Origin of the sequence: Micromonospora sp. NPDC020750 (assembly GCF_044334565.1) — a bacterium.
Taxonomy (GTDB): Bacteria; Actinomycetota; Actinomycetes; order Mycobacteriales; family Micromonosporaceae; genus Micromonospora.
Genome location: NZ_JBIRTH010000012.1, coordinates 1 through 19,749, shown reverse-complemented (window position 1 = coordinate 19,749; position 19,749 = coordinate 1). Strand labels below are relative to the sequence as shown.

Sequence of the window (19,749 nt, the reverse complement as noted above, 5' to 3'; positions counted from 1 at the left end):
TACGTCGGGGTCGGGCGGACCGAACGGTCCGGGACCCCGCCGTACGCCTACCGGGCGGCGACGGTGGCGATCAGCGGGCCGGCGACGGCGAACGGCCGGATCCGGCGCGCCGCCCGCGAAGGCTAGACCGACTGGAGGGCGCGCCAGGCGATGTTGTTGTTGTACCGGACGTTGACCTGCAGGTCCGGGGTGAGCAGCGGCAACGGGTCGTCCGGGGACTCCCACACGGCCAGCAGCGAGAAGTTCCCGGGGCCGGGCACAGCGCCCCACGAAACGACCACGGTCGTGGCGCCCGGTGGCACCACGACGGACACCGTCGCGACCCAGGTCAGGTCCGCCGGCCAGGCCATCCCACCGCCCGGGGACGTGCGGTAGATCCGCAGCGCCCCGCTGTCGATGCCCGAGCCGTACGGCCCGGGGTTGCGCAGCGTGACGGAGATGTAGTTGGTCACGCCGACGATCGCGTTCCCGCTGGTCGCGCACGGCGGTACCATCGGGCAGACCTTGATGTCGGGGCTGGCCCAGATCGGGTTGTACATGTGCGGCTGGAGGCCGACGTCCGAGGCGACGTCCCGCATCCAGACGTCGGTGACGGCCATGGCCCGGTCCGGCTTGACAGCAGGTGGAGCGGCGGTGGCGGTGGCGGCCAACAGGCTCGCCAGGGCTGTGCCGGCGAGCAGGGCCACCGCCACGCGGCGGGCACGGCTACCCAGAAAAGCCATGACACTGTCTCCCATCGACGGAGGTGACCGGCCCGGTTCCCGCGCCGGCGTGGTCATGCCTTCAGGAGCCGACCGACCGACCGCAGATACCGACACCGGGGGTGGCGGTTGCCCAGATGACGCCAGGCCGGATCAATCAGACGCCGGGGCCGGAGGCCCACCCGTGAACGGGTTGATCGAGTTGAGGTCGCGCCAGGCGATGTTGTTGTTGTTCCGGACGTTGGTCAGGATGTCGGCGGTCAGGAACGGCAACGGGTCGTTCGGGGACTCCCACACGGCCAGCAGGGAGAAGTGGCCGGGGCCGGGGACGCCGCCCCACGGGACGCTCACCGTCGTGACACCCGGCGGCACGACGACGCTCACCGCCGCGACCGGCAGCCAGCCCATCGGCCAGGCCAGGCTGCCGCCCGGGGTCGTGCGGTAGAACCGCAACGCCCCGCTGTCGATGCCCGAGCCGTACGGCCCGGGGTTGCGCAGCTTCACGAAGATGTAGTTGGTCACGCCGACGATCGCGTTCGCGCTGGTCGCGCACTCCACCGCCGTCGGGCAGATCTTGACGTCGGGGCTGGCCCAGATCGGGCTGCCCGAGTGCGGCTGGAGGCCGACGTCCGAGGCGACGTCCCGCATCCAGACGTCGGTGACGGCCATGGCCCGGTCCGGCTTGACAGCAGGTGGAGCGGCGGTGGCGGTGGCGGCCAGCAGGCTCGCCAGGACTGTGCCGGCGAGCAGGGCCAACGCCGCGCGGCGGGCACGGCTACCCAGAAACGCCATGACAACTGTCTCCCATCGACGGAGGTGACCGGCTCGGGGACTCTCCGGCCCCGCGTCGGTGTGGTCATGGCTTCAGGAGCCGGCGCGGCGAGCGGAGATACCGTCGCGGGCACCGGTCTTTGACAGATGACGCCAGGCCGGATCAATCACCTCATGAGGCAACAGCTCGGCCACCCGGGCTGACGGCCCAGGCGCGCAGGCATGCCGGCGGCACGTCCCCCGCCACACCTGCGCCACCCGTCAGCCCTACCGGGGAAAGGCGGAGGCCGGCGACGGCGACCACGGCCAGGGCACATCGTGGAAGGCAGCCTCGACCAGCAGGGCCTCGACGGCCCGCAGGAACCGCTCGGCACGCTCCGGCGGCAGGTAGCGGGTGTCCACGGTGATCGCCAGCTCGACCGCGCCGGGGGCGTCGATGACCTGGAGGCGGCAGCGCCAGGCGAACCGGTCCAGCTCCTCCAGCCAGCGGAACGTGCTGCGGCCCGCCGCCGTCCGAAGGGCAGCCTCGTCCGGGCCGACCGGTTCGGGGTCGGTGGCGTGCGGCAGCCGGATGTCGTTGAGGTAGCAGAACGGGGCCAGGGCGGTGCGGTAGTCGAGCCCTCGCTCGGCGAACGCGCGTTCCAGCTCGGCCGGGTCGTAGTAGGCGTGCCGGTACGCGTCCAGCGACGCCCGGCGGGCGCGGGAGAGCAACTCAGCGAACCCGGGCCGGTCGGCCAGGTCGAGCCGGCAGAGCCCGATCTGGTTGAGCTTGCTGATCGCGACGTCGTACTCGGGCTGGAACCGGTTGTTCGCCATGGTGAACACGCCGCAGACGTCCCCGCCGTTGTCGGCGGTGAGCACGGCTGCGGTCGCCGCGAGCAGGACGGAGGCGTTGCTGACGCCGTGCCGGACGGCGACGAGCCGGGCCGCGTGATGCACTGCCTCGGAAACCAGCGAACCCCGACGGTACCGGGGGCTGAGCCCGGGTCCTACCTGGTCGAACAGGCCCACCGTGAGGCCGGGGAACTGTCGCGTCCAGTACGCCACCGCCCGGTCGCCGCGACGCCGTTCCCCGTCCCGTTCCCGCTCGGCCACGTCGAGGGACTGCGGACCGGGCGGGGTGGGCAGCGAACCGCGCAGCACGAGCATCCGCAGGTCCCGCAGCACGGTCTCGGTGGCGTGGAAGTCCACGGTGGAGTGACTGAATACCAGCACGACCTGTCGTACCCGGTCGTCCACGGTGACCAGCGCGGCCCGCAGCGGCCACTCGGCGGCGTGGTCGAAGCGGGGGGCGCCCAGCCGGTCGGCCAGGGCCGCGGCGGCGGTCCGGCCGTCGGGATCGGCCGCGGCGTGCGGGACCGGGTGCACCAGGACGGGCAGCCGGCCCGCCGGGGCGGCGGACTGGTACAGCTCGCCGTCGACGGAGCACACCCGGGTGCGCAGCGACTCGTGCCGGTCCACCAGGGCCGCGACGGCCCGCACGGCCCGCGCCACGTCGACGTCGGCCCGCCGGGAGACGGCCAGGACACGGCGCAGGTTCAGCACGCTGTGGCTCGGGGACTCGAACTCCTCGACGGCCCGCCACATCGCCCGTTGGCCCCAGGTGAGCGGGCCGGTCCCGACCCGGCCGCCCGCGAACTGGGCGTACGCCACCTCCCCGCCGGCTTCGGCGGGGAGCACCACGGGCGGCGGCGCCGCCACCACCGGGGCCACCACCGCCGCCACCACCGGGGCCGCCGACGGGGCCGCCGACGGCCAGGACACCTCGGCGAATGCCGCTTCCACCAGCAGTTCCTCCAGCTCGCGCAGGAACGGTTCGACCGTGTCGACCGCGACGTGACGGGTGTCGACGGTGAGGGTCATCCCCACCCCGCCCGGCTCGTCGACCACGTGGGTCAGCAGGTGCCAGGACGCCCGGTCCAGCCCCCTGGCCCAGGAGAAGCCGGTGCGCGCCATGGCTGCCCGCAGGTCGCGACGGGTCACCTCCGGCGCGGCAGCCGCAGCGCCGGCGGGCAGCCGGACATCGTTGAAATAGTAGTGCGGCAGGAATGCGGTCGCGTAGTCGCGGTCGGCGTCGACGAATCCCCGGCGCAGCGCGGAGGGGTCGTAGAAGGCGTTCCGCAGGCCGGTCAGCGACGCCCGCCAGACGCGGGACAGCAGCAGCGGGAACGCGGGGCGGTCCGCCACGTCCAGGACGCCGAACCCGATCTGCCCGAGGTTCGCCACCGCGTTCGCGTACCTGGCGGGGAACCGGTTGTGCGCCATCGGGAACAGGCCGCAGCGGTCCCGCCCGGACCGGGCGGCGGCCAGCGCCGTCACGCCGGCGAGCAGCACCGCCGAGGTGCTGACCCGGTGCCGGGCGGCGATCGCCCGGGCCGCCAGGTCGACGGCCGAGGAGACCAGCACTCCCCGGCGCAGCCGGGGGGTGAGCCCAGGGCCGCCCGGCGGCAGCGGCTCGGCGGGCAGCCCCGCGAACTCCCGCAGCCAGTACGCCACGGCCCGCTCGGAGCGGCGTCCCTCGGCACCGTGCTGGAGCCGGGCCACGTCCACCGACTGAGGCCCGGGCGGGGTGTCGATCCGCCCGCGCAGCAGGAGCAGCCGCAGGTCCCGCAGGACCACCTCGGCGGCGTGGGCGTCGACGGTCGAGTGGCTGAAGACCAGCACGACCTGCCGTACCCGGCCGTCCACGGTGACCAGGGCGACCCGCACCGGCCACTCCCGCGCATGGTCGAACGCCACGTCGGCGAGACGGTCCGCGGCGTCCCGGGCGTCCCGCGCGCCGTCACCGGTGCCGGCGAGCACCAGCAGCGGCAGGTGCCCCGTCGCGGCGGTCTCCTGGCGGTGCTCGCCGTCGACCGTGCGCACCCGGGTGCGCAGCGACCCGTGCCGGCCGACCAGCGCGCCGAGCGCCCGGGTGGCGCGCTCGGTGTCGGCGCCGGCCCGGGCGGAGACCGGCACCGTGCGACGCAGGTTGAGGAAGCGGTGGTTGGAGCCGTTGCGGGCGTTCGCCCGCCAGGTCACCTGCTGGGCCCAGGTCAGCGGCGCCGTGCCGGCGTCGGCACCGTGAAAGGGCGCGTGAACCAGCATCTCGTCCGCCCATTCGGCGGGCACCACGGCATCGGCAAATCGCATCCCCGACCGTACGACGGGCCGTGCCGCCCGGGGTCGGACGATCGGATTCTCCACCGTGGACCGATCAGACGACGCGATGCTCCGTTTGCAGCATGCAGACTACGGGCCCCTGTCCGACACCGGCGTGAAGGCATCGCGTGACGAATCTCGACCTACCGACGCGGGCCATCCCCCTCCCGCCCCCCGCGACGCCGCCCGACGTCGCCACGGGACCGGCGCTGTCGTTCGGCCAGGAACGGATCTGGTTCACCGAGCAGCTGACGCCCGGTACCGCCGCGTACCTCGTCTGGTCGACGACCCGGCTGCGCGGGCCCCTGGAGATCGAGCTGCTGTCTGCCGCACTGGACGGCACCGCCGCCCGGCACGACAGCCTGCGCATGCGCTTCGCCGAGAACGCCGACGGCGAGCCCGTGGTGGAGGTGCTGCCCGAGGTGCGGGTGCCGGTCACCGTCACCGACGCGGGCTCGCTGGCGGAGGCCCGCGAGCTGGCGGCCGCGTCCGTGCGTACCCCGTTCGACCTCGGCGCCGCTCCCCTGCTGCGGGCGACGGTGGTCCGCCTGGGCGCGGACGACCACGTCCTGCACCTGGCCATGCACCACATCGTCAGCGACGGCTGGTCGCTGGACCTGCTGTTGGGCGAGGTCGCGGCCGGCTACGCCGCGCTGCGCGACGGCGGGCCGGCACCGGCGGCCCCGACGACGGGATACGTCGACTACGCCGCCTGGCAGCGGATCCGCCTCGACGGCCCGGCGACCGGGGACGGGTTCGCCTACTGGGCCGGGGCGCTGGCCGGCGTGCCGCCGCTGGAGCTGCCCACTGACCGGCCCCGACCGGCCGTGCAGTCCTACGCCGGTGGCACCCACCGGTTCGCCGTCGACGCCGACCTGACCGACGGGCTGCGCCGGCTGAGCCGGGCGCACCGGGCCACCCTCTACATGACCCTGCTCACCGGCCTGCAGGCGGTGCTGTTCCGGCACAGCGGGCAGCGGGACTTCGCGATCGGGTCCCCCGTCGCCGGCCGGGTGGTACCGGAGCTGGAGAACCTGATCGGCCTGTTCGTCAACACCCTCGCGCTGCGGGCCGACCTCTCCCCGGTGGGCGCGAGCGCCGACTCACCCGGCACGGAGCCCAGCTTCGCGGCGCTGCTGCGGCGCACCCGCGGCACCGTGGTGAAGGGCCTGGCCCACCAGGAGATCCCGTTCGAGCGGCTGGTCCGGGAGCTGAACGTGCCCCGGGACGTCAGCCGCTCCCCGGTGTTCCAGGTGCTGTTCACCCTGCAGAACTACGCCCGCACCGGCGGCCGGTGGCCGGCGGGGCTGAGCACCGAGAGCCTGGGCACGGACGCCGCCGCCGCCCGTTTCGACCTGTCGCTGTACGTCAGCGAAGCCGCCGACGGGCTGCGCGGGATGTTCGTCTACAACACCGACCTGTTCGACGCGGACACGATCGCCAGGCTGGCCGCGAGCCTCGACACGCTGCTGCGCGCGGCGGTCGCGCAGCCGGACCTGCCGGTGGTCGACCTGGACCTGCTCGGTCCCGCCGAGCGGGACCGGGTGCTGGCGCTGGCCCGTCCCGACCAGGACAAGGTCGGCCGTGCCGAGCCCGGGGCCGATGGGGTCGGGGCCAATGAGGTCGGGGTCAGGGCCGGTGGGGTCGGGACCGATGGGGTCGGGGCCCCCGGGACGGCGGCCACCCTCGCCGATCTGATCGCCCCGCACGTTGCCGCCGCCCCCGACTCCCCCGCCGTGGTGTGCGGCGCGGACGCGGTGACCTACCGGGAACTCGACCGGCGGGCCAACCGGCTGGCGCACTGGCTGCGCGGGCGCGGCGTCGGCCCGGACGTACTGGTCGGGGTGCTGCTGGAGCAGTCGGTCGCGCTGGCCGTGGCGCTGCTCGGTGTGCTGCGGGCCGGCGGGGCGTACCTGCCGCTGGACCCGGAGCAGCCGCCGGCCCGGCTGGGCCTGATGCTCGCCGATGCCCGGCCGGCGGTGGTGCTCACCAGCCCCGAGCTGCGCGACCGGCTGCCCGGAGGGGTCGAGGCGACCTGCCTGGGCGCCGTGGCCGCCGAGGTTGCCGCCGGGCCCGACACGCCGCCGCCCACCGGCGCGACCGGCGGGAACCTGGCGTACGTCATCTACACCTCCGGCTCCACGGGTACCCCGAAGGGGGTGGCGGTGGCGCACCGACAGGTGCTGCGCTACCTCGACGGGGTGGCCGACCGGTTCGCCGTCGTCCCGGCCGCCCGGTACGCGCTGATGCAGTCCATGTCGTTCGACTTCGCCGTCACCGTCTTCTACCTGGCGCTGGCCACCGGCGGGACCGTGCACCTGGTGCAGCGCCGGTGCACGGGGGCGGAGCTGGCCGAGCAGCTGCGCGCCCACCGGATCGACTACCTGAAGATCACCCCGTCGCACCTGGCGGCGCTGGCCGCCGACACCGGGCCGGGCGACCTGCTGCCGGCCCGCGCGCTGATCCTCGGCGGCGAGGCGTCCGACCTGGAGCGGATCGTGCCGCTCGCCGCCGCCGGCGGGGCCCGGGTGTTCAACCACTACGGCCCCACCGAGGCCACCGTCGGCGTCGCCACGTACGAGGTGGGCGCCGGCGGGCCCGCCACCGGCCCGGTGCCGACGGGCCGGCCGCTGCCGCACGCCCGGGTGTACGTGCTCGACGAGCGGATGCGGCCGGTGCCCGTCGGGGTGCCCGGCGAGCTGTACCTGGGCGGAGACCGCCTCGCCCGCGGCTATCTCAACCGGCCCGGCCTGACCGCCGAGCGGTTCGTGCCCGACCCGTACGGCCCGCCGGGTGCCCGCCTCTACCGCACCGGGGACCTGGGCCGGTGGCGCGCCGACGGGCAGTTGGTGTTCCTCGGCCGCCGCGACCACCAGGTGAAGATCCGCGGGTACCGGGTGGAGCTGGGCGAGGTCGAGGCCGCGCTGCGGGACTGCCCGGGGGTGCATCAGGCGGCGGTGCTGCTGCGCGACGACCGGCTGGTGGCGTACCTGGAGCCGACGCCCGGGGCGCAGCCGCCGGACGTGGCGGGGCTGCGCCGGGTCCTGGCCGACCGGCTGCCCGAGCACATGGTGCCCGGCCGCTGGGTGGTGCTGGACCGGCTGCCGTTGCAGGAGCACGGCAAGGTCGACCGGCGGGCCCTGCCGGAGCCGACCGACGAGGTCCCGGCCGGGGAGCGGGTGCCGCCGGTCGGGCCCGTGGAGACACTGATCGCCAGGATCTGGCAGGCCGTGCTCGGGGTGGCCGAGGTGGGCGCCACCGACGACTTCTTCGACCTCGGCGGGCACTCGCTGCTGGCCACCCAGGTGGTGGCCCGGCTCCGCCGGGAGCTGCCGACCGTCGACGGCGGCACGACGGGCACGGTCAGCGTGATGGACCTGTTCCGGCACCGGACCGTCCGCGAGCTGGCCGTCCTGGCGACCGGCGGCGGGACCGGGCCGGACGGGCTGCTCCACGAGCTGACCCCGCCGATGGCCGCCGCCGACCGGGTCGCCACGCTGGTCTGCGTCCCGTACGGCGGCGGCAGCGCCGTGGTGTACCAGCCGCTGGCCGACGCGCTGCCGGCCGGGTACCGGCTGCTGTCGGTGGCCATGCCGGGCCACGACATCGGTCTGGCCGACGACCCGGCGCCGGTCGAGGAGGTCGCCGCCGACGTCGCCGCCGAGATCCTGTCCCGGGTGGAGGGCCCGCTGGTGCTGTACGGGCACTGCGGCCCCGGCGGGGCCCTCGCCGTGGAGGTGGCCCGGCTGCTGGAGGCCGCCGGCCGGGAGTTGGAGGCGGTGTACCTCGGCGCGGTGTTCCCGTTCGGCCGGCCGGCCGACGGGCTGCTCGGGCCGCTGCTGCGGCTGCGCCTGGCCGAGCGGATGCGCAGCGACCGGATCTACCGGACCTGGTTGCAGGCACAGGGCACGTCCGTCGGCTCCCTCGACCCGGACGAGGTGGCGTTCCTGATCCGGGCGATGCGCCACGACGCCCGGGTCTCCGAGGAGTACTTCACCGAGCTGATGCGCCAGCGGGTCACCCCGCTGCGGGCGCCGGTGGTCTCGGTGGTCGGCGAACGGGACCGCAGCACCGACTACCACAGCGAGCGGTTCCGGGAGTGGCACTTCCTCACCGACCGCACCGCGCTCGCGGTGATCGACGAGGGCGGGCACTACTTCCTGAAGTACCGGGCCGGCGAGCTGGCCGAGATCGTCACGACCGTGCACCGGCAGGTCGACTCGCCCGTCCCGCCCGTGCCGCTGGCCGGGCCGGCCGGGGCCGCCGGACGGACCGAGACCGCCGACCCGACCGGCCCTGAGCCGGCCGGCGGGGCGCTCGAGCCGGCCGGCGGGCCGGAGCCCGCGTGGCAACTGGTCGCCGTCTCCCGCCAGCCGGCCGGGCCCCCCGGCACGCCGGACGCCCCGACCGCCGGCCCGGCGAAGGCGCCGGAGCCGAGCATGCGCCGCTTCGGGCTGGTCGCGGCCGGGCAGGTCATCTCCGGCATGGGCACCGCGCTGACCAACTTCGCGATCCCCCTGTGGATCTACCTGGAGACCGGGTCGCTGGCCCGGTTCGCCCTGTTCGCGGTGCTCGGCCTGCTGCCCGGACTGCTGGTGGCCCCGCTGGCCGGCGCGTTGATCGACCGGACCAGCCGGCGGCGGGTGCTGCTGGCGGCGGGCGTCGCCGCCGGGGGCGCGAACGCGGTGCTGGCCGCCCTGGTGCTGGCCGACCGGGCGCAGGTGTGGCACTTCTACCCGCTGGTGGCCTGGCTGTCGGTGGCGCTGGCCTTCCAACGCCTCGCGTTCGTCTCGGCGGTGCCACAGCTGGTGCCCAAGCGCTTCCTCGGCCACGCCAACGGCGTGACCCAGACCGCGATGGGCCTGACCCAGTTCACCGTTCCGCTGGTCGCGGTCGCCCTGCTGGACGCGGTCGGGCTGCGCGGCATCCTGCTCATCGACGTGGCGTCGTACGTGTTCGCGATGGGGGTGCTGGGCCTCGTCCGGTTCCCCCGGACCCTGGCCCTGCAACGCCGGGAGGGGCTCGGCGAGGAGATGGTCGCCGGGCTGCGCTACGCGCTGCGCCGCCGGGAGTTCCGCGCGATGCTGACCTTCTTCGCCGCCCTGAACCTGTTCCTGTTCCCGGCGCTGTACCTGCTCTCCCCGCTGGTGCTCGGCTTCGCCGACCTGGACCAGGTGGCGCGGATCGCGCTGACCGGCGGCGTCGGCGCGGCCGTGGGCGGCCTGGTGATGCTGGTCTGGGGCGGCCCGAGCCGCCGCCGGATGCGGGCGGTGCTGCTGGGCACCCTGGGCATCGCGGTGGCCGCCGTGCTGACCGGGCTGCGGCCGGACCCGCTCCTGGTCGGCGCGGGCGCGTTCGGCATGTACCTGTCGCTGGGCATCGTCAACGGCGTCTACAACACGATCATCCAGACCAAGGTGCCACCACGCTTCCACGGCCGGGTGTTCGCGCTCAACCAGATGATCGCCTGGTCGACCATGCCCCTCGGCTGGGGAATCGTCGCCCCGTTCGCCGCGAAGGCGACCGAGCCGCTGCTGCTGCCCGGCGGCGCGCTGGCCGGCACGGTCGGCGCGGTGATCGGGGTCGGCCCCGGCCGGGGCCACGGCCTGCTGTACGTCGTGTTCGGGGTGTGCATCGCGCTGACCGCGCTGGTCGCGCTGGCCACGCCGGTGCTGTCCCGGTTCGACGACGAGGTGCCCGACGCGCCGCCGGACGACCTCGTCGGCATCGAGGAGCGCCAGGCCCGGGCCACCGTCGGCGTCACCGCGCCGGGGGCCCACGCCGCCACCGACGGCGTCGAGAAGGTCCGAGCGCAGGTCGCCGGGACCGGGGGTGGACGGCGGTGACCGTGACGACGAGCGGCCCGCCGGCCGCCCGGACGGTGCCGGAGCTGCTGGCGTGGCGCACCGCCCTGCACCCCGACCGGGTCGCGGTCGAGGTGGCCGGGGTGGCCGGGCTGACCTTCGCCCAGTGGTCCGCCGGCACGACCGCCGTCGCCGCCGGGCTGCGCCGGCGGGGGCTGCGCCCCGGCGACCGGGTCGGGCTGGTGTTCGGCGCCCGCGACTGGACCCGGTTCGCCGTGGCGTACTGCGGGGTGCTGCGGGCCGGCGGGGTCGCGGTGCCGCTGTCGGACCGGCTCGCCGCCGGGCAGCTCGGCCACGCGCTGACCCACTGCGCGGCCACCGCCGTCGTGCACGGCGACGACACCGCCGCGCCGCACGCCCCCGCCGGGCTGCCGGTGTGGCGGGCCGGTGACCTGGCCGCCGGGCCCGCGACCGACGCCGACCTGCCGGCGGTACGCCCCGGCGACCTCGCGCAGATCCTCTACACCTCCGGCACCACCGGCCGCCCGAAGGGCGTCGGGGCGAGCCACGCCAACCTGACCGTCGGCGCGTCCACGAACCCGCGCCGGCTGGCGCTGGGCCACTCGCAGCGGTTCCTGCACGCGTTCGCCATCGGCACCAACGCCGGGCAGACCATGCTGTTCAACGCGCTGACCGCGAAGGCCGGCGCGCTGACCCTGCCCGCGTTCACCCCGGTCCGGTTCGCCCGGCTGGTCGAGACCCCGGGCACGGGGACGCTGTTCGTCGTCCCGTCGATGGCGATCGAGCTGCTCGACTCGGGGGCGCTGCGGGGCCGGGACCTGGCCGGCGTACACCTGATCGGGTCGACCGCGGCGGCGCTGCCGCCGGCGGTGGCGGCCCGGCTCGCCGAGGCGTTCCCGCAGGCCACGATCGTCAACTACTACACCTCGACCGAGGCGGCACCGGCCCAGACCACGATGATCTACGACCCGGCGCGTCGGGACGCGGTGGGCCGGCCGGTCGGCGGGCAGCTACGCGTCGCCGACGCCGACGGCGTCCCGCTGCCGCCCGGGACGACCGGCGACGTGTGGCTGCGTGCCCCGTACCCTCGCGCCTACTACCGCGACGAGGCCGCCAACCGGGCCACCTTCCGCGACGGGTGGGTGCGGATGGGCGACGTCGGGCGGATCGACGCCGACGGCTTCCTCTACCTCACCGACCGGCACCAGGACGTCATCAAGTCCGGCGCGTTCAAGATCTCGTCCCTCGAGGTGGAGGCGGCGCTGCACGAGCACCCCCTGGTCGCCGAGGCGGCCGTGGTCGGCGTGCCGCACCCGGTGCTCGGGTCGGCGGTCGCCGCCGCCGTGGTGCCCCGGCCGCAGGCCGTCGCCGACGGGCTGACCCTGCCGGCGCTGCGCGGCTTCCTCGCCGACCGGCTCGCCGGCCACCAGCTTCCCGCCCGGCTGCTGCTGCTCGACGGCCTGCCCCGCAACGAGGGCGGCAAGGTGCTCAAGCGGCAGCTCGCCGGCCTGTTCGACAACTGACCACCAGCACGGGACCGCGATTCATGGGAGAGCATGTGGGCACCGCCGAGGCGACATACGCGCAGCACGCCGTCTGGTTCACCGAGCAGGCCGGGGTCGCCGGCACGGCGTACCACATGGCGCTCGGCGTCCGGTTCGCCGCCGACCTGGACCGCCGGGCCCTCGTCGAGGCGTGCGCGGCGGTGACCGACCGGCACCCGGTCCTCGGCATCCGGGTGGTCACCGAGGCCGACGGCACCCCCGGGCTGGCGCCGGCCGACGTGCGGCCGGCGGTCACCTTCGGCGAGTGGACCGACGACCGGGTCGCGCGGGAGCTGACCCGCCCCCACGACCTGCGGGTCGGCCCGCTGTCCCGGTTCACGCTGCTCACCGCCGCCGACGGCCGGCACCTGCTGCTGGTCACCGTCCACCACCTGGTGTTCGACGGCATGTCCAAGGACGTGCTGGCCCGGGACCTGGCCGACGCGTACGCCGCCGCGCTCGCCGACATCCCGGCGCGGGCCGCACCCCGCTGCGACGGGTACGCCGGGGACGCGGCGGCCGAGCGGGAACGCGTCGCGGTCGACCTGTCGGCGGCCCGCGCGTACTGGGCGCGGCACTGGTCCGGCCCGGGCGACGTGGTGCTGCCCGGCCTGCGCCGGCTGCCCACGGGCGCGGAACCGGGTGCCGCCGTGGACGTCGACCTGCCCGCCGACCTGGCCGACGGCGTGGGCCGGGCCGCCGGGGCGCTCGGGGTGACCCGGTTCGAGCTGCTGCTCGCCGCGGTGCACGCCCTGCTGGCCCGGTACGGCAACCGGGGCGTCCCGGTCGGGGTCACGCTGTCCACCCGCACGGCCACGCAGGCCGACCGGGTCGGGTTGTTCGTCAACGAACTGCCCGTCGCCGCCGACCCGGCCGCCGGCACCTTCGCCGACCACGCCCGCGCCGTGCGGGCCCGGCTGCGCGAGCTGTACCGGTTCCGCGCGGTGCCCCTCGCCCACGCCGTGTCGGGGCTGCGCCCCGCGCCAGCGCTGACCGGAGTCTCGGTCGGCTACCGGAGGCGCGGCGCCGAGCCGGCCTTCCCCGGGGTGGCCACCGGAGTGGACTGGACGCTGTTCGGCGGTGCGGCCCGCAACGCGCTGCACGTGCAGATCGTGGACGGCCCGACCGGGATCACGGTGAGCCTCCAGCACAGCCCCGCCGCCATCGACACCGACGCGGTCACCCGGATCGGCGCTCACCTGCGCACCCTGCTCGCCGCCGTGGTCGCCGACCCCGGCCGGCAGGTCGCCGACCTGCCGGTGCTGCCCGCCGACGAGCTGCACCGGGTCACCGGGGGCTGGAACGACACCGCGCGGGCGTACCCCGGCGACACCGTGCCCGAACTGTTCGCGGCCCGGGTCGCGGCGGATCCGGACGCGGTGGCCGTCGTCGACGGCGACGTCATGCTCAGCTACGCCCGGCTCGACGCCGCCAGCGCCCGGCTCGCGGTGCTGCTGCGGGAGCGCGGCGTCGGCCCCGGGTCGCTGGTCGCGGTCGCGCTGGACCGGTCCTGGCGGACGGTGGTGACGATGCTGGCGGTGCTGCGCCGCCGGGCCGCGTACCTGCCGGTCGACCCCGGCCACCCGCCGGGCCGGCGGGACCTGGTGCTCGCCGACGCCGACCCGGCGCTGGTGGTGACCGCGTCCGGCGGCACGCAGGACGCCCGGCCCGAACTCGCCCTGGACGGGGTGGACCTGCTCGCCGGCCCGGAGCCGGCGCGGGACCCGGCCGCGCCGACCGCCGAGGACCTGGCGTACGTGCTGTACACCTCCGGCTCCACGGGCCGGCCGAAGGGCGTCGCGGTGCGCCACGGGGCGCTGACCAACCTGCTGCTGGGGATGCGGGACCTGCTGGACAGCCGGCCCGGGCACCGCTGGCTGCACCTGACCTCGCCGTCGTTCGACATCTCCGCGGTGGAGGTGTTCCTGCCGCTGGTCACCGGCGGCCGGGTGGTCGTCGCCTCGGCGGTGAGCGCGATCGACGGCGCCGGGGTGCTGCGGCTGGTCCGCGACGCCGGGGTGACCCACGTCCAGGCCACCCCGTCCGGCTGGCGGGTGCTGCTGGAGGCGGGCCTGGACGCGGCGGGCCCGCTGGTCGCCCTCGCCGGCGGGGAGGCCCTGCCGGTCGCCCTGGCCCGGGAGCTGCGGGCCCGCACCACCCGGCTGGTCAACGGGTACGGCCCGACCGAGGCGACGATCTACGCCACCACCGCCGACGTCCCCGCCGACCCGGCCGAGGTGACCATCGGCCGTCCGCTGCCGAACGTGCGGGCGTACCTGCTGGACGAGGCGCTGCGGCCGGTGCCGGTCGGGGTGCCCGGCGAGCTGTACCTGGCCGGCGCCGGGCTGGCCGACGGCTACCTCGGACGCGACGACCTGACCGCCGAACGGTTCGTGCCGGACCCGTTCGGAGACGGCGAGGGGCGGCTCTACCGCACCGGCGACCGGTGCCGGTGGCTGCCGGACGGCCGGCTCGACTTCCTCGGCCGGGCCGACGACCAGGTCAAGATCCGCGGGTACCGGATCGAGCTGGGCGAGGTCGAAGCCCGGCTGCTGGAGCACCCGGCGGTGGCGCAGGCCACCGCGGCGCTGCGGGCCGACGGCGACGGCGAGGCCCGCCTGGTGGCGTACGTGGCGGCCCGGGCCGGCGCGGTCGCGGACCCGGCGGACCTGCGCCGGCACCTGGCGCTGAGCCTGCCGACGGCCGTGCTGCCCACCGACTGGGTGCTGCTGGACCGGCTCCCGACGAGCCCGAACGGCAAGGTCGACCGGGCGGCGCTGCCCGCGCCGGCGCCCCGGGACGCGCCGGTCGGTATCGTCGCCGAGAACGCGGCGGCCGACGACGACCCGGTGGTGCAGACGCTGCGTGAGATCTGGCAGGACGTGCTGAAGATCCCCGACATCGGCGTGCACGAGGACCTGTTCGACCTGGGCGGGCACTCGCTGACCATCACCCGGATCAGCGGCCGGATCCAGCAGCGGCTCGGCGTCGAGGTGCCGCTCGACGCCTTCTTCGACACCCCCACGATCGCGGAGATCGCCGAGATCGTCCGACAGTCCGGAAAGGAACTCTGATGGGCACGACCGAGCTACGCGCGCGGGTCGCCGCACTGGTCAGCGAGGCCACCGGGGGTGACGTGCCGGCCGCCGACATCCTCGGCGGAGGGTCGCTGGTCGCCCTCGGCGTCGACTCCCTCGGCCTGCTGCGCCTGGTCGACGCGATCGAACTGGAGTACGGCGTGGAGGTCGAGCTGACCGAACCCGGCCACCGGCTGGACACCCTCGACGACCTGGTGGCGGTCGTCGAGGCGGCCCGCCCGCACGACGCGGGGGCGGTGGTCAGCGCAGCCGGTGACGGCCGCTGAGCCACTCCCGGGCGGACCGGGAGTTCAGGGCCCACAGCACCCAGGCCAACAGGCCGACCCCGACGATGGTGATCGCGCCGAACATCCCGAGCGAGGCCACGGCGAACAGCCCGGACGACACGTACGCGGGGTAGGCCGCCCACGGGCGGCGGCCGGACAGGCTGAACGCCACGAAGGCACAGGTGGCGGCCATAGCGGCGAAGAACACGGCGGCGCCCAGCGAGCCGTCCTCGGCCAGCAGCCGATGCACCGTCGCCAGCGCGAACAGCAGCGCCAGGAGCGCGAAGGCGAGCACGGTGGCCAGCACGGGGCCGGGCATCGGGGGGCGGCGCAGCACGCCGTCGTACCCACCGGCGTGGGGCGGTCGAAGCACCATGGAACAACGATGGAGGTCCACCCGCAAGGGGATCCAACACTGTCAGGAAGACGACACAGCCAGGCGTCGGCCTAAGCTTCCGCCATGGCGAAGTACTACGACGTGCACCCCGACAACCCGCAACCCCGGACGATCCGCCAGGTGGTCGACCTCGTCCGGGGGGACGGGTTGATCGCCTACCCGACCGACTCGTGCTTCGCCCTGGGCTGCCGGCTGGGCAACAAGGACGGCATGGACCGGATCAGGGAGATCCGCCACCTCGACAGCGGCCACCACTTCGCCCTGGTCTGCCGGGACTTCGCGCAGCTCGGCCAGTTCGTCCACCTCGGCAACGCCGTGTTCCGCGCCGTGAAGGCGGCCACCCCCGGCAGCTACACCTTCATCCTGCCCGCCACGAAGGAGGTGCCGCGCCGGCTGCTGCACCCGAAGAAGAAGACCGTCGGCGTCCGCATCCCCGCGCACACCGTCGCCCAGGCGCTGCTCACCGAGCTGGGCGAGCCGCTGCTGTCGAGCACGCTGCTGCTGCCCGGCGACGCCGAACCGATGACCCAGGGCTGGGAGATCAAGGAACGCCTCGACCACGTCGTCGACGCGGTCGTCGACTCCGGCGACTGCGGCACCGAACCGACGACGGTGGTCGACTTCTCCGACGGCGAACCCGAGATCGTCCGCGTCGGCGCGGGCGACCCGTCCCGCTTCGCTTAGCGCGACCGGCCGCCGCCGCACGGTGGCGGCCGTCCGACACAATCGGACCGGCATTCGCTCAAAGCTCATCGATCCCCGGCCGGGCCGGGGACGCGGACTGTGAGGTCATCCGATGGTGCGACTCGTCCTGCCGGTCGCCGCGACGCTGCTGGTGCTGATCGCGGTGCGGTGGTCACAACCGGACGCCCTGCGGATCGACGGATTCTGGCCGCTGGCGGCGGTCGCGGTGGTGACGGCCCTCGGCTCGGCCCTGACCCTGGGCCTGTCCCGGGTCGTCTTCTCCCGGACCGCGCCGTGGATCCGCGGGTTCCTCTCGACCGCCGTCGCGTTCGTCCTGCTGGCCGCGTTCACCGGCGAACCCGGTCCGGCGGCGGTCGTCGGTGGAATCCTGGTGACGCTGGCGGTGCTGTTCTCGCTGCTGCGCGGCGGTGGTCGCGCGCTGCGGGCGGAGCCGTTCCCGCCGGACGTCCTCGGCGTGGCCCGGCTCGCGGCGCGGTTCGTGGTGCCGGCGGCCTGGTACCTCGCCGCCGTACAGGTCGTGCCGGGCGTGCAGTCGGCGCACCGGTGGCCCGGCGCGCTGCTGGGCGGCCTCGTCGCGGGAGGCACCCTCGTCGCCGGCACCACCCTGGCGTGGACCAGGCCGTGGCACGCCTGCGTGACACCGGTGCGCGTGGGCGGCCGCGTGCGTGCCGCGTACGGCGGGATCGGGCACCTCGTCGGGATCGGCGACCCTGGCACCGGCGAGCACCTGCGGACGATGGGCTCCGGCGGCGTGCTCGCCGACCTGTCGGGCCTGCTGCCGGACCAGATTCCCGACGGTTTCCGCCGGCACCTCGACCGCCTCACCCCGGGCGTGGTACGGGCCGCCTGCGCGATCGAGACGCCGCGGCGGTTGCTGCTCGCCTCCGCCAGCTACGACGCCGCCGTGCACCTGTGGGACCCCGAGACCGGTCAGGCGGTGCACGCCCTCGCCGGGCACCTGGCCCCGGTGAACGCCCTGTGCGCCGTGCCGGTCGGCGACACCGTCCTGCTCGCCTCCGGTGGGGACGACTGCCGGATCCGGATCTGGGAGCCGGAGACGGGCCGCCGGGTGCGGGTCGTCGGCCCGCAGGTGCGGTGGGTCGTCCGGGCGCTGTGCACCGTGCCGGTTGACGGTCGGATCCTGCTCGCCGCCGGGTACGCCGACAGCACCGTTCGGCTGTGGGACCCGGTCGACGGTCGGCTGGTCCGCCACCTGGGCGCCCAGCAGGGCGGCGTCAACGCCGTCTGCGCGGTCACCGTCGACGGCACGACCCGGCTCGCCTCGGCGGCCGGCGACGGCACCGTGGTCCTGTGGGACCCCGACAGCGGCGAGCGCCTCGACTCCTTCGACGACGAGGCCCCCCGCTACGCGCTCTGCACGGTGGAAATGGACGGCGAGGTGCTGCTCGCCGCGGCCGGGGACGGCATCGGCGTGACCCTGTGGGACCCGGCGAGCGGGACGCGCCGGGGCTCGCTGGGCACGGGGTCGCTGCTGGGCCTGCTGAACGGCTCGGCGGGTTGGATCCGGTCGATGTGCCAGGTCGGCGCCGACGACGACGCGTTCCTGATGCTCGCCGGTTACAACCGCGCGGTCGAGCAGATCCGCCTCCGGCCGGCGCTGCGGTCCCTCGCCGCCCCGGAAGGCGCCTCCTGACCGACCGCGTCCCGCGTCGGGCGACGCCGGGCGGACGGCGGCAGCCCGCCGCCGCCCGGCGACCCAGGTTCAGAGGGATCCGACGAACTGGCTGACGTGGTAGGCGGTGCTGCGGTTGTCGAGCCCCCTGGTCCACTTCGAGACCATCAGGTGCAGCTCGTTGGCGTTCCTGCCGGACCAGGGGTGGATGAAGCCGCCGTACAGCGCGGGCTCCTGCCACGGGAACACCTGGATCTTCTCGCCGGACCACACCTGGTCCGGCCCGCCGGCGGTACGGGTGACGATGCAGCCGGTCACACAGTTGACGTAGGACATGACCCAGGTGCCGTCGTGCAGTCTGCGTACCGACGGTTCGCCGAACCGGCCGTTGAGGATCGGGGTGCAGGGCCTGCCCCAGCCCCAGTTGCTGCCGTTCCAGCCCCAACCCTCGTACGACTCGGGGTAGAACAGCCGGTCCCAGCGGACCCGGCGCAGCATCATCGGGCCGTCCTGGCGACCCGCCCGGACGGAGAAGACGTAGACCCAGTCCCCGTCGCGCTGCATCGTCCACATCTGGAACGGGTCGGTGTTGTTGCCGTTGTTCCACCACTTCAGCGGGGTCCGGACGAAGTCGTTGCCGTTGTCGGAATAGGCCAGGCCGGCGTAGCGCGAACGCCAGTGCGGGCCGGCGGGACCGACGGAGTCCCAGTTCTCGATGCTCATGTAGGAGACCAGTTGGCGGCCGGTCTCGGGGAAGCTGATCCCGTCGTTGGGGATGACGCTGACCTCCCACAGGCCGTCGATCCCGATCCCGTGGTGACCGTTGTGCATGATCTCGGGGGCCCGGCCGTTGCCGGCCACCCGCGCGGCGCTGTCGAAGACGATCCCCCCGGGCGCACCGGGGTGGACGTTGGAGCGCAACATCACCGGGGACCGCCAGTCGTTGGGCAGCGGCGGGCCCTCGGGCCACGGGGTGTTGAAGGTGTCGCCGAAGAGGTACCCGATCGAGCCGTTCTCCAGCACGTACGGGATGCCCAGGTCCGTGCCGGCGACCTGCCATCGGCTGTTGGTGTCCAGGTCGGCGCCGGTGAGGCGCTTCTTCCAGGCGGCAGCCTGGGCCGGGCCGGGGAAGGCCAGGGCCGGCGCGACGGCCGAGGCCGTGGCGACCGCAGCGACCCTGCCGAGGAATGCACGACGGTCCAGTGCCATGTCAGGTCCTTCCCGCCCGGCCGGTCCGGCCGGGCGCGCTCGATGCCTCCCCGGGAAAGACGGCGAGGCGACTCGGGTGGGGGTGGGTTCAGAGGGTGGTTTCTCCGGGGAGGCCGAAGAAGTCGTGCCATTTTTGGGGTGGGCCGAAGGTGGTGCCGGTGGAATGTGCGGTGTGGACGTCGTTGGTGTTGTTTTTGGTGAAGACGATGATGTCGTCTTTGTTGTCTCCGTTGATGTCGGCGAGGTAGGGGAATTCGCCGGGGGTGCAGAAGTAGTCGTGCCATTTGATGGTGGTGCCGGTGAAGGTGGTGCCGGTGGAGGTGGCGGCGTAGACGTCGGCGTCGGTGTTGCAGGTGAAGGTGACGATGTCGTCTTTTCCGTCTCCGTTGATGTCGCCGACGCGGGGTTGTTCGTTGCCGACGGCGAAGAGGTCGTGCCATTTTTGGGGTGGGCCGAAGG

The 19,749-nt window shown here is 74.8% G+C and carries 12 protein-coding genes; 6 read left to right on the top strand and 6 right to left on the bottom strand.

Annotated elements, in window-relative coordinates; all coding sequences use genetic code 11:
* Nucleotides 1–122: 122 nt before the first annotated feature.
* The 3 genes from ACH4T9_RS28455 to ACH4T9_RS28445 all read right to left on the bottom strand — a co-directional run bounded on the left by ACH4T9_RS28455 (nt 123) and on the right by ACH4T9_RS28445 (nt 4,604).
* The gene (locus tag ACH4T9_RS28455; RefSeq protein WP_396674368.1) at nt 123–722 is read right to left on the bottom strand and encodes a hypothetical protein; all 600 of its coding nucleotides are present in this window, start codon (nt 720–722) and stop codon (nt 123–125) included.
* A 132-nt stretch (nt 723–854) separates the two neighbouring features.
* Nucleotides 855–1,493, bottom strand: a complete 639-nt coding sequence (locus ACH4T9_RS28450; RefSeq protein WP_396674369.1) for a hypothetical protein — start codon at nt 1,491–1,493, stop codon at nt 855–857.
* A 246-nt stretch (nt 1,494–1,739) separates the two neighbouring features.
* Nucleotides 1,740–4,604 (bottom strand): condensation domain-containing protein, encoded by a 2,865-nt coding sequence (locus ACH4T9_RS28445; protein WP_396674371.1) that lies wholly within the window; start codon nt 4,602–4,604, stop codon nt 1,740–1,742.
* Between the two features lie 137 nt (nt 4,605–4,741).
* Here ACH4T9_RS28445 and ACH4T9_RS28440 point away from each other — a divergent pair, with 137 nt between their 5' ends.
* Genes ACH4T9_RS28440 through ACH4T9_RS28425 form a run of 4 tightly spaced genes read left to right on the top strand, consistent with a single transcriptional unit; the run spans nt 4,742 to nt 15,346 of the window.
* On the top strand, nt 4,742–10,459 hold the full coding sequence (locus ACH4T9_RS28440) for an amino acid adenylation domain-containing protein (protein WP_396674373.1): 5,718 nt from the start codon (nt 4,742–4,744) through the stop codon (nt 10,457–10,459).
* Nucleotides 10,456–11,961 (top strand): class I adenylate-forming enzyme family protein, encoded by a 1,506-nt coding sequence (locus ACH4T9_RS28435; protein WP_396674375.1) that lies wholly within the window; start codon nt 10,456–10,458, stop codon nt 11,959–11,961. Before ACH4T9_RS28440 ends, ACH4T9_RS28435 begins: the two co-directional genes overlap by 4 nt.
* Nucleotides 11,962–11,984: 23 nt before the next feature.
* Nucleotides 11,985–15,056, top strand: coding sequence for an amino acid adenylation domain-containing protein (locus ACH4T9_RS28430; RefSeq protein WP_396674377.1), 3,072 nt, complete (start codon nt 11,985–11,987; stop codon nt 15,054–15,056).
* Nucleotides 15,056–15,346, top strand: a complete 291-nt coding sequence (locus ACH4T9_RS28425; protein ID WP_387024225.1) for an acyl carrier protein — start codon at nt 15,056–15,058, stop codon at nt 15,344–15,346. Before ACH4T9_RS28430 ends, ACH4T9_RS28425 begins: the two co-directional genes overlap by 1 nt.
* On the opposite strand, the gene ACH4T9_RS28420 is transcribed toward ACH4T9_RS28425, so the two are convergent.
* On the bottom strand, nt 15,321–15,722 hold the full coding sequence (locus ACH4T9_RS28420; protein WP_396674378.1) for a hypothetical protein: 402 nt from the start codon (nt 15,720–15,722) through the stop codon (nt 15,321–15,323). The genes ACH4T9_RS28425 and ACH4T9_RS28420 overlap by 26 nt on opposite strands.
* An 84-nt stretch (nt 15,723–15,806) precedes the next feature.
* Between ACH4T9_RS28420 and ACH4T9_RS28415 the strand changes: the two genes are divergently transcribed.
* Both ACH4T9_RS28415 and ACH4T9_RS28410 read left to right on the top strand, forming a co-directional pair.
* Nucleotides 15,807–16,427: an L-threonylcarbamoyladenylate synthase gene (locus tag ACH4T9_RS28415; protein ID WP_396674379.1), complete on the top strand. Its 621-nt coding sequence runs from the start codon at nt 15,807–15,809 to the stop codon at nt 16,425–16,427.
* A gap of 112 nt (nt 16,428–16,539) precedes the next feature.
* Nucleotides 16,540–18,102, top strand: coding sequence for a WD40 repeat domain-containing protein (locus ACH4T9_RS28410; protein ID WP_396674380.1), 1,563 nt, complete (start codon nt 16,540–16,542; stop codon nt 18,100–18,102).
* A 69-nt stretch (nt 18,103–18,171) separates the two neighbouring features.
* Here the strand turns inward: ACH4T9_RS28410 and ACH4T9_RS28405 are convergent, their stop codons facing one another.
* Together ACH4T9_RS28405 and ACH4T9_RS28400 are read right to left on the bottom strand one after the other, a co-directional pair.
* A complete protein-coding gene (locus ACH4T9_RS28405) occupies nt 18,172–19,290 on the bottom strand; it encodes a DUF4185 domain-containing protein (protein WP_396674382.1) in 1,119 nt (372 codons plus the stop codon).
* A gap of 88 nt (nt 19,291–19,378) precedes the next feature.
* Nucleotides 19,379–19,749, bottom strand: a 371-nt coding sequence (locus ACH4T9_RS28400; protein ID WP_396674383.1) for an FG-GAP-like repeat-containing protein, incomplete at its 5' end; no start/stop codon positions are given.

Bases quoted from the DNA above. Each gene is read 5' to 3' on its own strand.
- ACH4T9_RS28430 (WP_396674377.1), top strand. From the start codon at position 11,985: ATGGGAGAGCATGTGGGCACCGCCGAGGCGACATACGCGCAGCACGCC.
- ACH4T9_RS28455 (WP_396674368.1), bottom strand. From the start codon at position 722: ATGGCTTTTCTGGGTAGCCGTGCCCGCCGCGTGGCGGTGGCCCTGCTC.
- ACH4T9_RS28425 (WP_387024225.1), top strand. From the start codon at position 15,056: ATGGGCACGACCGAGCTACGCGCGCGGGTCGCCGCACTGGTCAGCGAG.
- ACH4T9_RS28405 (WP_396674382.1), bottom strand. From the start codon at position 19,290: ATGGCACTGGACCGTCGTGCATTCCTCGGCAGGGTCGCTGCGGTCGCC.
- ACH4T9_RS28445 (WP_396674371.1), bottom strand. From the start codon at position 4,604: ATGCGATTTGCCGATGCCGTGGTGCCCGCCGAATGGGCGGACGAGATG.
- ACH4T9_RS28410 (WP_396674380.1), top strand. From the start codon at position 16,540: ATGGTGCGACTCGTCCTGCCGGTCGCCGCGACGCTGCTGGTGCTGATC.
- ACH4T9_RS28420 (WP_396674378.1), bottom strand. From the start codon at position 15,722: ATGGTGCTTCGACCGCCCCACGCCGGTGGGTACGACGGCGTGCTGCGC.
- ACH4T9_RS28415 (WP_396674379.1), top strand. From the start codon at position 15,807: ATGGCGAAGTACTACGACGTGCACCCCGACAACCCGCAACCCCGGACG.
- ACH4T9_RS28450 (WP_396674369.1), bottom strand. From the start codon at position 1,493: ATGGCGTTTCTGGGTAGCCGTGCCCGCCGCGCGGCGTTGGCCCTGCTC.